Annotated in this window: 6 protein-coding genes and 2 pseudogenes; 3 read left to right on the plus strand and 5 right to left on the minus strand. The window is 54.7% G+C overall.

What is annotated here, in order from left to right; all coding sequences use genetic code 11:
• Positions 1–41 precede the first annotated feature (41 nt).
• Positions 42–2,273: a Mov34/MPN/PAD-1 family protein gene (locus BLU39_RS18090; RefSeq protein ID WP_175539353.1), complete on the plus strand. Its 2,232-nt coding sequence runs from the start codon at positions 42–44 to the stop codon at positions 2,271–2,273.
• Positions 2,266–3,471, plus strand: a complete 1,206-nt coding sequence (locus BLU39_RS18095) for a patatin-like phospholipase family protein (protein WP_092715430.1) — start codon at positions 2,266–2,268, stop codon at positions 3,469–3,471. Before BLU39_RS18090 ends, BLU39_RS18095 begins: the two co-directional genes overlap by 8 nt.
• A gap of 109 nt (positions 3,472–3,580) precedes the next feature.
• Here BLU39_RS18095 and BLU39_RS18100 read toward each other — a convergent pair whose 3' ends face one another.
• Positions 3,581–4,678: a hypothetical protein gene (locus tag BLU39_RS18100; protein ID WP_092715432.1), complete on the minus strand. Its 1,098-nt coding sequence runs from the start codon at positions 4,676–4,678 to the stop codon at positions 3,581–3,583.
• On the minus strand, positions 4,678–10,860 hold the full coding sequence (locus BLU39_RS18105) for an ATP-binding protein (RefSeq protein ID WP_092715434.1): 6,183 nt from the start codon (positions 10,858–10,860) through the stop codon (positions 4,678–4,680). The genes BLU39_RS18100 and BLU39_RS18105 overlap by 1 nt, the downstream gene beginning before the upstream one ends.
• Positions 10,861–11,636: 776 nt before the next feature.
• On the opposite strand from BLU39_RS18105, the pseudogene BLU39_RS18115 reads away from it, so the two are divergent.
• Positions 11,637–11,813: pseudogene (locus BLU39_RS18115) on the plus strand (transposase); the annotation flags it as partial.
• Positions 11,814–12,164: 351 nt separating this feature from the next.
• Here the strand turns inward: BLU39_RS18115 and ptuB are convergent.
• The 3 genes and pseudogenes from ptuB to BLU39_RS18130 form a co-directional block, all read right to left on the minus strand.
• Entirely contained in the window at positions 12,165–12,932 is a 768-nt protein-coding gene (ptuB, locus tag BLU39_RS18120; protein ID WP_092715436.1) for a retron Ec78 anti-phage system effector HNH endonuclease PtuB, read from the minus strand.
• On the minus strand, positions 12,929–14,299 hold the full coding sequence (locus tag BLU39_RS18125; RefSeq protein WP_092715438.1) for an AAA family ATPase: 1,371 nt from the start codon (positions 14,297–14,299) through the stop codon (positions 12,929–12,931). The genes ptuB and BLU39_RS18125 overlap by 4 nt, the downstream gene beginning before the upstream one ends.
• Positions 14,300–14,538: 239 nt before the next feature.
• Positions 14,539–15,420 (minus strand): annotated as a pseudogene (locus tag BLU39_RS18130) (IS5 family transposase).
• Positions 15,421–15,743: the final 323 nt, after the last annotated feature.

The following is a 15,743-nucleotide window of genomic DNA, read 5'->3' on the forward strand; positions in this document are numbered from 1 at the left end:
GCCTGGCACCGGAGCAGCTGACACATGCCCAAAGCAGGCAGATGCTGGCCGCCTGCCATAGGCATCCGGCCTTCTCGGTCGTCGAATTGAGGAAAATCTCGAATCCATCCGACGTCAGCAAACCGGCTATCGACGGGATTGTAGTCGATTGCTGCGACGGCACGGTGCCTTCGAGGAACCTGATCGGCATCCACAATAAGGAGCGCCTGTTGCTGTTGCACGGGCCTGGCCTCTTGACGCCTCATGAGGTCAGGGCGCTACGCACCGGATTTCCGGCTACCGCGCACCAGAACAGCATTTTTAACGGCGAACCTACCTCACTGTGCCTCTATTTTGAGCCTTGGAGCGCGGTGGAGCGTACTTGGACCCCGGAAAAGCATCTACAACGTATCCTGTGGTGGCTGCGCGAGACCTCTGTCGGCACCCTCCATCGCACAGACCAACCACTGGAGCGCCTGTACTTTGTCTCCCCGTATCAAATTGTGCTTCCGGCCGACTTCAACGAGCGAGTGGCCCGGCGTACGGAGGTGCTTCACCTCGCGTGCGCGCGATCACGTGACAAGGGCACCATGTTACGCGGGGCGTTCGGCCCGCGGCCCGAGAAACACGCTGCCCGCGATGACTTCGGCATGGATATCTTGGTCGTCGCCGTTCCGCCGGCCCTCTCAACGCGGATCGAACGCTATCCGGCCGATTTATGTGCACTGCACGATCAACTGGTCGCGCGTGGCTCGACGCTTCTCGCCCCCCTACAGGAAGCCGCGAAGCAAGCGATGTCAGGTTCTGGCATGCCGATGCACGACCCGGCCGCTCAGCATACGTTGCTGCTGTTACAGATTCCCGTCACGCGAGCTGGCAGCCAAACGCCGGAGAGAGTCGACGTCTCCGGATTCGTCATACGCGGGGCCCCTCTCAGCCGACTCGGCCTTGATACCGGTGCGTTTTTCGACGGCCGGGACGGGAAAGCATACGTATCCAATACCCTTTCACTCTCACGGGATACTACCGCAGACGAGTCCCCAAAAGCATGGCGCGGTCTGCCAATTGAACCGATCGACGTCAAGGTCGCCTTCAGTGCCGCGGATGTGCACAGAGCATCTGGCGTGGACAATGCCGCCGGAGACTTCCGGGGTATTCTCGCAGGAGTAGGTGCGCTAGGTAGCAGCATGGCTGAAATCTGGAGTCGCGAAGCGTGGGGCCGCTGGACCTACGTCGACGATGATATCCTGCTACCACATAATCTTGTCCGCCACATCGGTAAGGATCTGCACATCGGCTGGGCGAAGGTTGATGTTGTCGCACAGATGGGAGAACTGAACTGGCCATCCAGCGTAAAACCCGAGGCGGTCTACGCCAATGCCACGGACAATGAGAACCCGGACGTACAACGCGCAGTTTGCGAAGCCCACCTGTTTGTCGATGCGACGACCACTCTCGAAGTGCCGCGCGACCTGTCCGATCGCGACGATATGCCACGAATGGTATCTACCTTCATAACCCCGTCAGGACGGAGTGGCGTATTACTATTCGAGGACGAAGCACGATCAGCGCGTCTGGCATGTCTGGAAGCACAATATTACCGCGGCTTGCTCAATTCCGACTGGGGTGCTACCCACTTGGCTGGTCATCAGGGCAGTTACTGGGTTGGTGCTGGCTGTCGAGATCTGTCCGGCGTGCTCGCCCATGAACTCGTCCAATTGCACGGAGCAACTCTAGCCAGACAGGTCCGACTACTGGCGACTCAGCCTGACTCGCAGATCCGGGTATGGACCGTAGACGAGGAAAGCGGCGCCGTTTCCGTCAATGTGGTTACAGTGGCCCCATCTGTGGAACGCAAAGCCGGCAAATGGCGGGTGGTGTGGGACGAGGAACTGGCGAGGAAAGTTCGCCACCTGCGCGACCAGTCACTGCCGAGCGAAACGGGTGGCGTGCTCCTTGGTTACGTGGACCAGAAGCGCAACGCAATCCACCTCGTCGACGTTCTACCGGCACCAATAGACAGCGACGCCAACAGAACCGGCTTCACCCGCGGGGCAACAGGACTACCCGAGGCCATTGCAGAAGCGGCCGGTCGAACCGCCAACATCGTAGGCTACCTCGGAGAGTGGCATTCGCACCCACAGCACGCATCGGCAACGCCAAGCGCCGCCGACCAGACGTTGCTCGCCTACCTCGCGGACACACTGTCATTAGACGGAGTACCCGCACTGATGCTTATCGTCGCAGACCGTGACATATCAATTACGATCAAGGAGGGTTGCACACATGACTGAAATGGCTGCAGAGCAGCGAGCTTTCAGCGTGGCGCTGTCGGGAGGCGGTGTGCGGGCGGCGGCGTTTCACTCCGGCGTGATGCGTTACTTGGCCGAGCAGGGACGACTGGGGGACGTCGTGCACATCTCGTCCGTATCTGGAGGGAGCCTGTTTGTCGGCATGGTTTTCTACCTGAGCGACTATTCTTGGCCCAGCTCGGAAGCATACATCTCTAAGGTACTCCCTCGCTTCCGGCAAATTCTAACCACAAAATCCCTGCAACGGTCGGCCCTGCGCCGCCTGATCATCAACCCGCTCAACTGGCGCTTCCTCCTATCACGGGCAAATGTCCTCGCGCAGGCGATCGAAGCGACTTGGGGCGTGAGTGGAGGCCTCGCTACGATCGACAATGCACCGTCCTGGTCTATCAACTGTACGACCGCCGAAACAGGACGCCGATTCAGGTTCAAGCGCATGACGATGGGTGATTATGAGCTTGGCTACGCCAGTGTCGAAAATTTTAGCCTAGCCAAGGCCATGGCCATTTCAGCCGCGTTCCCGGGGGGCATTGGACCGCTTTCGGTGAAAACCAAAGATTTCCAATGGAGGAAGCGTCCCGGTGAATGGGGGCAAGGGCAGGAAAGTGCGGTACCGTTCGCACCGCCTTTCAAACGGCTGCATCTGTATGACGGCGGATTGTACGACAACCTCGGCATCGAACCGCTATTTGACATTGGCAGCCAGACAATCAAGCAGGACGAGACGTTGGACCGGCAGGCAAAGTTCCTACTCGTGTCCGATGCCGGCGCAGCGCTAGGACGAAAGTCGATCCTGCACCCGCTAAATCCATTTCGTTTTGAGCGTATCGTCGACATTGCTCTGGACCAAACTAGGTCGCTGCGTGTTCGTGCACTAATGAACGTTCTCCAGCGGGAGCCCGAATCTGGTGCCTACCTGGGTATCGGGGCTTCAGCCGGTAGAAGCATCCATCGATGCGCCACAGGCCGCGAATCGATTGCGGCACGGCTACAGGCCTACAGCTGGCTATCGGAGGCTGAAGCAAGGTTGGCAGCAGCGTACCGTACGACACTGTGCCGCCTGACGGAGCCAAGCTTCGACCTTATCGCCCGGCATGGCTACGAAACGGCCAAATGGAATCTAGAGCTGTTGGCGGGCTGGCCGACCCAGGCAACGGAACTGAGCGCCATCGCTGCCTGAATGAGATAGATGCTGGCGGCGAAAGCTAAGCTGGTTCAGCACACAGCTGTTCGTCGTGTAGCGTGAGGCTTAATTGTACGGCACTCTCTGCTCGGATTTCATGGGCAAATCACTGATAAAGTCTAGGATCCAAAGCGTCCCCGTCGCTCAGCAAGCCGAGGTGTGCGAGAATATTCCGGCAACGTGCGAGCCATTCGGCCCGATCCTTTGGTTCGCCGCGGATGCCACGGGTCTGCGCCACATAAGCTAAGGAGCCAATCTCAAGTTCTTCGAGCGATCGAACTTGGCGTTTGCTATCAATCCACAACGGGCAGGACACATGTCGCTCGAGGCTCCGGACCAGCTCTCTTCGCCGAATTTCGATTAACGGCAGCAATTCGGCAGCCTGCGCAGTCCACATTCGCCGCTGCAGCTCTTTCTCACCATCATTACCGTCGAGCAAAGTAAATGGATGTAGCATATCAACACCGTCGAAGTGATCTAAACCACCATTTTCCCAATTGCTTCCCAGCGTGCTATCGCCGCGGCCAAGAGCACAGCGCGCGGCTTGCAGTATAACTTCGATATCAAACACATCCCGTTCAGGCTGATTTATTAGATAGTCAGCGAGATCAATATCCCACAGCGCTAGCGCAGCAATTTGGCGCACGATGAGTTTGTGATGGCGGGCACGCTTGCGGATGCACCGCAGTCGCTGATCAACGTAAGTCAGCGTGTCCAGTTCACCGAATACTCCGCTCCAAATACAGGTAGTCAATGCCGCCCCCTCAGCCTGAAGACACTTTTGAGGCACACCTCGAACAAAAACCAACAAGACTGGACGCTCGTCAGAGGCCCGCTGACGACTCGCAACTTCGAAGTCGCGCAGAAACGTCCGCCAAGCGTCCCAACTTAACGCTGTCACACCCTCAATTACTATCAGTTGGCCAGCTCTCAACTGGCTACAGAGTTTCTCGGCATTCCAACCAACCCACTGCTCCGGCTCAAGGTAAAGTGTATCTGTAAGCCACCTGAGCGGATCCTCAGGTGAGTCGATCGTCACCCTTTCGGGCGACCAATGTGCATGCCTCAGCTGTTCAACGAACGCTTCCTCCAAATTCGGCTGAGCAAAGGTCGGCGTAGCGACCACAACGCTGATGCCGTCGCGCATTTGCTGCATGACACCATCGATAAAACCGGCGGGGCCTGGCAAGGTATACCACTTCATCAGGCGGCATCCCCAAACATGCGCTTAGCGAACGAATCCAGGGCCCAGGTCGCCCCTTGCTGGCGGACCACCAGCCCCAGTGGCTCAGCCCATCGAAGCGCGCGCTTGACGACATCACTCTTCAGGCCCCCATACTCGACAATGTCGTTCTCGCTGACGCCATCACCCAAACCTTGCAACGTCGTCAGCACAGCCTCGGCCTCTTCAATCCCGCCAGTTAGCCGGAGTCGATTGTTGAGCCGCCATTCGTAATCAGTCAGAAGCTTAGTCATTCGCTCCAAGTTATTTACAAAATCGAGTGTCTTCACGCGCGCTGCAGACTCGAGCAAACCGCCCCAGAAACCCGTCAGGGCCTCAAGACGATCAACGTTATCGGTCGGCAACTGTAGTTCCTCGAGCCATTTTCGAACGAATCCACGAGCCCATGGGAGCACCGACAACCACGGCTCGAACCACTCATCCTGTTCTCCGATAGTGGCTGCAAGAGCCCACAAACGATGAGGATCGGCGACGAACACCACCGAAACGAAACTAGTGGGCGACGTCAGCGCCTTTACTTTTGCCTGTGCCGCTTCCACCCATTCCGTATTCCATGGCACGGACGGTGGCACCAGCATCACAGTAATACCATCGGTGACACGTCTCTTAATTTCCTTGCCGAGCTCTTGTGCGAAGCTCTTCTGGTCTGCGGCCCCATCCAGCTGTATGAAAAGCCTGCTGTCTGCCATTCCAGGCTGGTCTAGCAAGCCTGGTAACAGGTTATCGATGCCTGACGCCTCACTGGCAGCCACGAGCGAAACCGAGCTACGCATCTGGACAACTTCGTCAAGCTGACGATAGGTCAGCGGATTGCGCGCAGGATTATCGACGCGCCCGCCGAGCGTTGGACGGAAAATCGTGGACTTGAATTCGATCCGCGGCTCACGTTCTGCCTGTAAGGTGTTCTCTATCTCCTGCTTACTTCCCAACAATAGCAATACGTTCGGATTACGCAGACTGAAGCACTCGGCTGTCTTAGCTTGGCTCAGCACCCCGAGTTGGACCATCTCCTCCAGCAGGGCCAGGAAATCCCGTTCGGAAGTCGTTGCAAACCCTTCGGGCCACCAGGAATTCGCGCAATCCTGCCAGATTGATCGCCAGTCAATACCCTTCACATGATCATAGCCGCGGGTGAGTGCCTCCAGGCCAATGGCATAGGCAATCACCTCATAGCGCGCATCCAGTTGGAGGGTAAGCCGGAATTTGGAGCGGATGGCCTCGCGCAGCGGACGTCCGGAGAAGACCGATTCAATGTCCGTTTCTTGAATCTTAAAACGTGGGCCAGCAACATCGCGGCGTTTCAGCTTTGTTTCCCGCAGATGCCTAAGCAATTGAGTGCAATACAACTGGATCAGGCTCGGATAATAATTGGTCTGGGCAAGCACACGCATGACGAGGCTCCGGTCATCAAACTCAAAGCCCGCAGCTTCGATCGGCCGAGTGATGAGTTCCTCCGCTGCCCGAATCTCGCGCTCATCCATTAAGGGACCGATCCGAACGGCCTCATTAAGGTGCCCCAGCGGTTGGTTCGAGGTACTTGCCGTCCTCAGAACATTATGCAGTCCGGCGAAAACGACCTTGAACCGTCGATCCGTCTCATCCATGAGCTGCTTCAATCGCCGGGTTTCAGCGTAGGTGCCTCCACAACGGGCATCCTGTTCAAAGAAATGGTCAGCCTCGTCGAGGAGCAGCAAGATCCGTCGCGCCGGTGCCATAGCCAAGAACCTCTTGATCGACGCGAGGAATGCATCAATGGAAGTCGGCTTAGCCGGATTGACGGGAGGCATATCCAAACCGGTGATGTTCAGCTCACGGAGCTTGTCGTACACAGAGAGCCACATGTCGATCGCGGGGCGGCGTTCACCAATCCCTTGCGCGAGTAGGTCGATCCACACCGCATAATGGTCGGCCGATGGATTGTGGAAGGTTTTTTCGGCCCGCCGAAGCAAAGCAGTTTTACCCAGTTGCCGGCCGCCATAAATGAAATAGCAGCCCCCTTGGGCCTTGACCGCTTCAAGTTCAGCAACCCGCCCATAGAACATTTCCGGTGGAACAAAGCCGGCACTGGCGTCGTAGGGCTCGCTATAAGTAAAAGGTAAGGCGACGTCAAACCAAGTCGCGAGGCGCGATCCGCGCTGGGCAAGCAAGAACAGCAGGATCGACTCGTCGAGCAAAAGGAAGGAGCGCTGGCGATCCTTGGAGATGCGTGCGAGTTCGGGCCAGAATCGTGCCGGACTACGCGAAAGCACCAGCACAATAGTAGCGGTCTGTTGGCTGGTCTCTCCGATTCGCTGAAGCAAGTCCTCCGGCGTCAACCGATCAGTCAGGACGACCACGCGATATCGCCCCTGCGCGCGGGAGCCAAAATGGGGCACCGGGCACACTTCGCGGTCCACGATAGGCGTCACCTGGAGTGACCATGCTCCCCGCACCTGGTCGACCAATGGAGCCGTGAACCCCAGCGCATCAAGTATCTTGCGCAGGTTGTCACGCGACATACTTCGCTTGGCAACAGACAATGCCCATGCCCGGTAGACACTCTCAGCTTCCACTCGCGCCGGCTCATCCCCCTCCAGGTAGAAGGAAAGCGGCCCAACGGCACCGCCAGTGCGGATCAGTTTATCCACTTCCGATGCCTCCAGTCGCGCGAGCTGACTCAGCAATTCAGCCTGCTGCACCGGGAAAAACCTCCGGAACGAGTCTCTGCGCGAGTCGCGCTCGGGCCAAGGCTCCATATCTTGCCTTACCCGCTGCATCAACTCATTGAACGTATGGATATCCGAACGTGCTAGCGGTGCTGCTACCTGCCTAGCCACTTCTTCAGAGAGACTAGACTTTTCACGCTCAAACTCATCACAGGCATCCTGGATTCGATGAGCTTTTTGCTGTTCGATCTTGCTGGCTACAGCCTCGACTCGCGCCATGGCCTGATCGAAGCGATCAATATCGCGCTGGCTCAGTTCCACAGCGCTAAGTTCACCCTCGCACGCTGCGCGTTCGCCGTCGCTCAAGTAACCGTAAGCAAGACCGACTTCCGATGCGCGACGAGCTTCTTGGATTTTGCGCTGAAGGTCTCTCGCCCACGCGTCCCTGTACTTATCAATCGACTGCTTGCGGACACTGGCGTCTTCCTCGCCGGACAACTCTTTTAGCAACAACAACGCGCCGGCAAAATCTCCGGCTTCGACGTGGGCATCAAATGCTTCCGCCGCATTGCTAGGCGAAGCGATCCAAGCTTCCAAGGAATGTAACAGCTGCACGCCGTCAGCTTCGATACCCCACTCGTGCGAGACGAACATACCTGGCACAAGCAAAAGATCGCGCGTAAGCAGTTCCTTGGCTTGGATCTCTGCTGATGGCCCAGTGTCGCTTTGCCTAAACATGTTCACAATGGCCTGAATTTCGGTGCGCAACACACGGCTGGCCGCGTCGACTTGACCCCACTGATCGCCATCCCAGCTTTCATTCAGTTCTGCACACGCTTGCTCGGCATGGGCATCAAAAGCTCCCTGTAGCTGGCGGACTAGGCCGCGCAACCGCCCTCCGGCATCTGAAAGCATGCTTTCCGCGCCCAGCCATTCTTTTGCTAACGTTACCGCCTCGCAGGTAAGAACCCACAAGTGCTCCAATGCACCCGCTTCAATGTCTTGGCCTCGGCGGCCCAACTGACGTCTATCGGTGTCTGTTACACGTTCCTGGAAAGCGTTGTAGTTCGCAAACTCCTCGATCGCTATCCGAATAGCGTTGCGCTCTTCCGTGGCGCCACGCATCACCGGCGAAATCAGTTTGTGGATGGGTTCCCCAGGCTTCAACCAATGCAGCCAGACCTTGGATGCAGGTGCGTAACGAATCTTCTTATTTGGGGCGCGTTCGAGTAGCCAATCTTCGGCATCTTTCTGAAGCATCGCCAGTTGCGCTTTTTGCGACGCGTCATCTGCCGCCGAACGAAGTACGGTGGGGCCAATCGCGAAACCTGTCAACGGCTCGCTCACTTCACCCACCAAGCGCACCAATCTCAGCAGCGCCGAGTAACGGCCATTCAGATGGCGGTAGCTGGCAATCACGGATGCTCCCATTGCCGGGGCTAAGATCATCGGCCTGAGGGTCGCAGCGATTAGAAGCAGATTAAGCGCGGTGTGCCAATTCGATGGCGCGTCTCCCGGCTCGAACCATGCCTGGTCGATTTCACCGAAGGCCTCGCCAATCGACATTGCTAATGGTCCGTCACCTGCGATAAGTCCAGGCGCCAGCGCCACGGAGCGCAGCAACGCTGGCGGTGCAACGCGGAGGTTCGGTGATGTGACATGCAGTGCATTGGCAAACTGATACGCAAGCGAAGGCATTCCCATTTTCAACAAGGACCAGATGGGGCGGCACTGCTCTCCGGCTGTGTTATTGAAATAAATGTCGGACGCAGCCCCTCCGGCTTCGTCAATCCGTGCCAACTCGGCTGTTGAGACGACCGCATCAACTACCTCCACGATCTCAGTCTGCCGCTCTGGTCCTTTGTCGGTATGCTCTGTATCCGTCGGCAATTTGTCGCGCCCGCAGCCGTCAATTTGCGCTGTAGTGTTCGCTAGTGGCACGTCTGGCGATTCATACTCCCCGGTCCTTGTTTCCGCTGTATGATCGGCCTCATCGTGCCGACCAGCATTCGCCGAGTCTTCGATGCTTTGAATTAATTCCTCGGCATCGGCGGCGTCTTGAACGTCACTTAAATGTGAATTCGGTAGTGTTATACCACCGCTTAACCGCGATGCCATCTCAGCGGCATAGTCGAGGTTTGGATCATAAGCCTCGCCGCGCGGCGAAGCCGACGCCAATACAAACAGCATCGCGTCAGGGTATTTGCGTTCCGCTCCGAGGAGTTCTTCCTTCGCCTGCAACTGCCGATTGGTCAAGTCGAACTTTCGGATAGCCGAAGCTGGCCGAGCCAATTCCGCGTCAATTGCCGCAAGGGCCTGTTTCGCGCTATCAACGCCCGCTTGGGCCAATCGCATTTCATTGATCGCAATGACAACCCGCTCCATGGCTAATTCCGCATCGTCGGCCAGCAGTAGGACTGCATCGTCCTCCTGCACCTCGGTCAGTGCCATATGCCAGCGGGCGATGATACTACTTAGGTCCTCTCTGGTTAGCCAAGGCAATTCGCCGCAGCTAGATGCCTCCTCTAATCGACCACACAATACGTCCAGCCGACGCTCAAGCATGCTGCTTGGAGGCTCCTGGTCCGGCACAGCATCCAACAATCTGGCTGCATCGCTGCCTAGCCCGATTAGCCTACCAAGCAGCATGCGCGACGGTGCAAGCTGCCACTCCCCGTGCAGCTGGGCTAGCTCCTCTCCGATCGTTGCCCACATAGATGATATGTCCAGGGGCAACTCGTCCACGGTACAATCTGCACCCGCTTCGTCGTCCAGCATCTTGGATTGGTGCGCGTCCGCCGCAGCCGGCGAATCTGCACGCAATCTGGACTCGCTCCTCAAATGGCCAAGTTCGTGCGTCAAGTCAGGACAAATCGACACCGATTCATCAATGAACCAGTGCGTCCATCCAATCGACGATAGGGAGAATATTGCGTGGCTGGCTCTAGTCCGTTGATCTGCGTCTAGCTCCGGCCAGCGCTGCAAATCTAGCTTCAAGCGTGGCCATAGCATGAACACACCGAGCGGCATCTGGTCCTTTTCCTGACGTGCCCAGAATCGCTCAAGCGCTTCGCGTATGCGATTCCACTCAGCACAGGATTCCAAGAGAACATCGTTTTCGAAAGAGAAATCCCGCCACTCTGGATCGTAAGCATCCAACAATTGAACGTCGATAGCACGCGCGTACAATTTCGGCCCGACACTTTCCCGGCGCATGATCTTTTTCACACTTAACCAAAAGCTAGTCCAGCGCCGATCAGCGCTAAGGAATACGGTCAAGATATTTCTGTCTGTTTTCGAGACGGACGTGGCAATGCCCTGATCAGCCAATGAAGAAACTTTTGGTTCAGACTGTATTTCGCGCTTGCGGTCACGATTCAGCCCTGCCTTGCGTTGCATGAGGGTGATAACAGTGACCGTGCCGCCCTCAACTTCAAGCAGTGACTTTGGAAGCCCTATTACCGACGAGTGTATGTACAGACCTTTGTCAACTTGCATTTAACTTTGAGCCAATAAATTGTTGAAATAGGCCTAGCCATACTCGCGTGCGAATACCCAGCAAACCCAGTGTTGTGTCAGATAGTTCCTACAAAGAATATCATTTTGCTCGGGTGAAAAATACACAGATTCTCACAAAACTAAAAGTTATATAAGCATGCCGAGGGCGTGGTTGATAAATTCCATGCGAATTACCACGAATTCACTAGACACTCACAAATCGCTTGAAATGAGGCTTTTGTAGGATCGCGAGCAGATTGTTGTTGAGCCGGTGACGTACGCGCCGTTCCCGTCCCGCCCTCTCTAAGCCGGACACGTCTGGCTGGCGTGGTACGGTGGCGTGGCCAGTAACATTCCGCCATTCCATCTGGTACACGAATTGCCGCCTGAACTCGCCCCACCTCTGGTCGAGAATGGCACGGTGCAGCCCCCACTTTTGGCGCACCTTCTTGCCCGGTTGCCGGCATGAACCAACTAATGAACTTGATGCCGCCTACATCGCGACCATTTGCGCCGTTGCTAGTCGACCTTGCGGCGACGCCGGCAAATGGTCGATCAGGTCCATGGCGCCGGCGTGGCCGACTGTTGACTATCACCCTGAGGCTGCTTCGGTGACTGCCGGCAAAAGCTGCACGGCATTGCCGGGCAAGGCTTGATCAGCAACTATGCCCAGCGTGACAGTTGGACCAACTACCTCGGCCTGCAGCCATACGAATCGTTTGCTATCGCTTATGTGTGTGAGGTGGGGTGCGAGTAAAGCGTTGTTGTGCAATCACATCGAGTCGCGCGAACGCCTGGGTAAATGGCGCTGGGTGGTCGAACGCACGCTGGGCTGGTTGCACCGCTTCCGACGATTACGCATCCGCTACGAGCGCCGTGCCGATATTCACCAGGCATTCCTCTCGCTTGCCTGCATACTCATCTGCCGGAGATACATTCAGCGTTTTTGTTAGGCGTCCTTAAGTCTACGCCGGCATGGGCCTCGAACACCGCCTGGCACTTTCCCGGCATCCGCAAACGAATGTCAAGGTCGAACGATTCAACGGCCGGAGCAGCGAGCTACTGCAGTAGACTCGATTCGTTAGCCGGGTCATCGGGCCAAAAATGCCCATCCAGGCTCACCAAAAATGGCAGAAAAAGAGGCCGGATCAATTGGTGAAGCGCATTTACGATCAAACTGGACCGGACAGCTAGGGTCCAGCAAACTTGTGGCGGTTCATGTGGCGATTCACAGTGTCTGAATATTCATAGTAATTTCATCTCCGGCACCTCTGTGTTTCTGGCATAGGCATCTGACCATAAAGTCAACCATCGTAAGGCATTGCGATTAATAATTGATCGGCGGAGGGTCCAAAGAACCATCTCAGACACGTAAAAAATGCTGGCCATGATTGATCGTCTTTCCCCGGAAGATGAGCCTTTGCCAGGTCGTTCATCAATGTATCCATGTCTTGACCCGCCTCAAGTGAAGCTACTACTTGGTCGCGAAGGCTATCAATAACAGCCTTACGATTTCGTAACAAACGTGCGCAAGAATTTAATCGGAGTCGGTGAATACTCTCGTTGGCCTTCGCAATAATATTAGGGGAGCAAACAGCCGTTTCAACTGCCATTTCCCCTGTTGACTCATCAAAATTAAATATTAATGGGAAACTTGGAATGTCAACCAAAGGATTGAGAATTAGAGTCGTCCAATTATGATCGGCTTTGGGCACATCACAGGAGTGGTCTGGCGACGAAAATCGTTCAGGAATGCAAATTCCCTTTGCGTTGCCCCCTGTGCAAACGCCAAGTAAATTTCTCCATTCCAGACTTCGATTCGGTGGAGGGTTATGTGGCGACTTCGGGAAGAAATGCTCCACACGAAAATCATCAAGACCGAGATCGTTTCCCTTCACCAAATCAATTTCACAATATGCACACAGTCCGTGCTGATCCTCGCGAAGCCGTTCTTTGACTTCATCGTATACCTCGCGCGCATTATTTTTCAGCTGCTTCCAGGTATTTCCAGGATTCTCTAAAATATAATTACTGAGCCCATCAGGCACAACGGATTTATTCAGCTTTTTCAAGTGTTTCCTTGCTTAAGGCGATAGCTTCGCAACCGAATATCTACATCGGCCTTTAGGAGGGCAGATTCATGTCCGTGGCCCCAAGCATCTAACTTGGATCGTAGTTCGACTGCTCGCGCTGAATCCCATGAATTATCTGAAACCAAATCAAGATACTCTCTCAGCTCCTTAACAATTCCAATATCTGGACGTGCATTGGTCTCAAAAATTTCCTCAAGGAGCACTTGAGACTCTGCACCTTCTGAAAATTCGAAATCGTGACGAACAATTATTTTCCCATCTTTCCAAGCAAGAGAGCGAATTGCCTCTGGCTTGACGGCGGTTAAAACCTGCGGGCTATGCGTAGTAACTATAAACTGAAGATTTGGGAAGGCATCGGTTAGGTTTTGTAATATCTGTTGCTGCCAACTAGGATGAAGATGCATATCTATTTCATCAATTAATACAATGCCACGAGTTCTCTTTGGTGCATCAGCCCCCAGATGTCCGCCGTTTAACTGAACAGTTCTAAACGCAATATCGGCCACTAAAGCAATAGTGTTGCGGATGCCATCACTTAGTTGACCTATTGCCAATTGCCCATGCTCATCATGTACTGCAGTGGCATCTCCCAGAGATTCGGAGTACCACAGATTTTTCCATCCTGATGGTGCCAAAACTGTATTAACAGCATCTCTCACTGCGTACATCAATATAGTCTTTGGAGTGGTGACAGAAAGTACATCTTCAGCCGATGCGTTAGGATTTTTCTCCATATAACGAATTTTAGCGTTTGCATTGGCGCGGTATGCATCATGAAACCAATCCAAAAACAATTTATAGCTTGAGGCTGGCTCCATGCAGTCCAGATATCCAGCAGCCCTAGAATAATATCCCGAGGCAAATTGCTTATTAAATGTCAATTTTTTTCTATTCCAGAGTCTACCTGTTCCATAATATGCTAAAAGTGGCCAGTCTGTTTTGTCATCATCGTCAGTGGCGGACTTCTGCAAAGACTTAGCATAGTCTGCTAGTATCCGACCTTCCCCAACTGTGGTCTTCGATTTTGAAGAATTGAGCTTTCTTGCCCAATTTTTTTCCTCTAGATCATCACCAAAACTTCCACAAGCACTTATAACCACAGGAAATACTGGTTCCATTCCATTGGTGCTTGTTTTTTTCAAGCGGACGTCCGGCACTTTAATACCTTGTCCCAATCCTGTCGGAAATGTACCTAGATAAGTATCAAAAGATATTTTTATCGCATCTAACATACTTGTTTTTCCGCCGCCGTTTGTTGCCACAATAACGGTCAGCTTTGGATCGAGTGGACACTCAATTTCCGAAAAAACACGATAGTTTGTGAGGCAAATCGATTTTAGCTTCATTTTTTTAGGTATTTAGTTAGATTCAATTACGCTTATTGCCCGGTCGCCATGTGGAACACGCGTTGGCACCCAAGGGACAATGATAACACCCAAATAATGACAAAACGGAAGCGCTAGGCTAGGGAAGTGCTGATCAATTCGCCTTCGTAGCGAGTTTGGCGCGCCAAATTGCCGACCGGCGAGCCACTCAAGCCCGCTTTTTCGTTCGATTCGACGCGATGCTTCACGTCTTTTTGTCATCAGGACGGACTACGGGATTCAGTGATCGTAAAGCGCCTGCCGGCCAGCAGTAGATTGGCAAAGGCGAACAACGTAAAGAGCCGTGCAGTGTTCTTGGCTAGGCCGCGATAACGCGCTTTTCAATGACGAAACAGGTGCCACGTCACCGCTTTGCCGGTGTTCTCAGACGGCGTTTCCACGCCCTGGTAGCCGGCTTCGCCGAGCGCGGCGGTCTCGTCGCCGTGCAGCAGCGCGTGCGCTTACGTCACGTCAGCGACATTGCCGGCGGTGCCGATTACGGTATGCACTAGGCCCGCAGCGGTATCGACGCCAACGTGTACCTGCATGCCGAAGTGCCAGTCATTGCCTCTCTTCGACTGGTGCATCTCTGGATCACGCTTGCCGGCCTTGTTTTTGGTCGACGGCGGCGCGGCGATCAGCGTGGCGTCGGCGATGGTGCCTTCGCGCATCATCAGGCCCTTTTCGGCGAGATGTCCGTCGATCGCTTCGAAGATCTGGCGCGTCAGCCAGTCGACTTCAAGAAGGTGGCGGAAGTTCAACAAGATCGTCGCGTCTGGTGCCGACTCGCGGCCCAGTTCGATGTCGACAAAGGCGCGAATGGATTGGCTGTCGTAGATTGCGTCTTCGATGCCTTCATCAGACAAACCAAAGCATTGCTGGGCCACATACATGCGCAGCATGCGCGCCAGTCCGATCGGTAGCCGGCCGGCGCCTTCGACCTTCGGATAGAACAGCTCGATCAGTTTGTGCAGCCCGCCCCACGCCGTCACACTGTCGATCTCGGCCAAGAAACGGTCGCGCCAGGTCAGCTTCTTCTTGGCGGCATATTCAAGGTCAGAAAAGCTTTTTTTCTTGGCCGATGGCGGGCAGTGGTGACGCAGTAATTATCTCAGGTCAGGCCGCCGCAAGGGGCGACGTCCAATGAATTAATCAGTGTTTCCCTAACGCCGTACGCGACTGTAAAAAATAAAATTAGATCAGAAAACTAGCGTCGAAAACATGTAAAGTTTCTGATTACATGAGAAAATACTGCAGTTAAAACCGGGTTTTGACCGGAAAACGTCAGAGTGTTTGAGAAATTTCCGCAATTACGGGGCGATTTTTTGGGAATTCATTGGCCATATCTAACTTCTGCTCGACAGCGACTTTCTCATAAGGCGACATCTGAGCAAATATGTAACATTTGGTGAGTATTGAGATGGCA

Origin of the sequence: Janthinobacterium sp. OK676 (genome assembly GCF_900103595.1) — a bacterium.
In the GTDB taxonomy this organism is placed as follows: domain Bacteria; phylum Pseudomonadota; class Gammaproteobacteria; order Burkholderiales; family Burkholderiaceae_D; genus Janthinobacterium.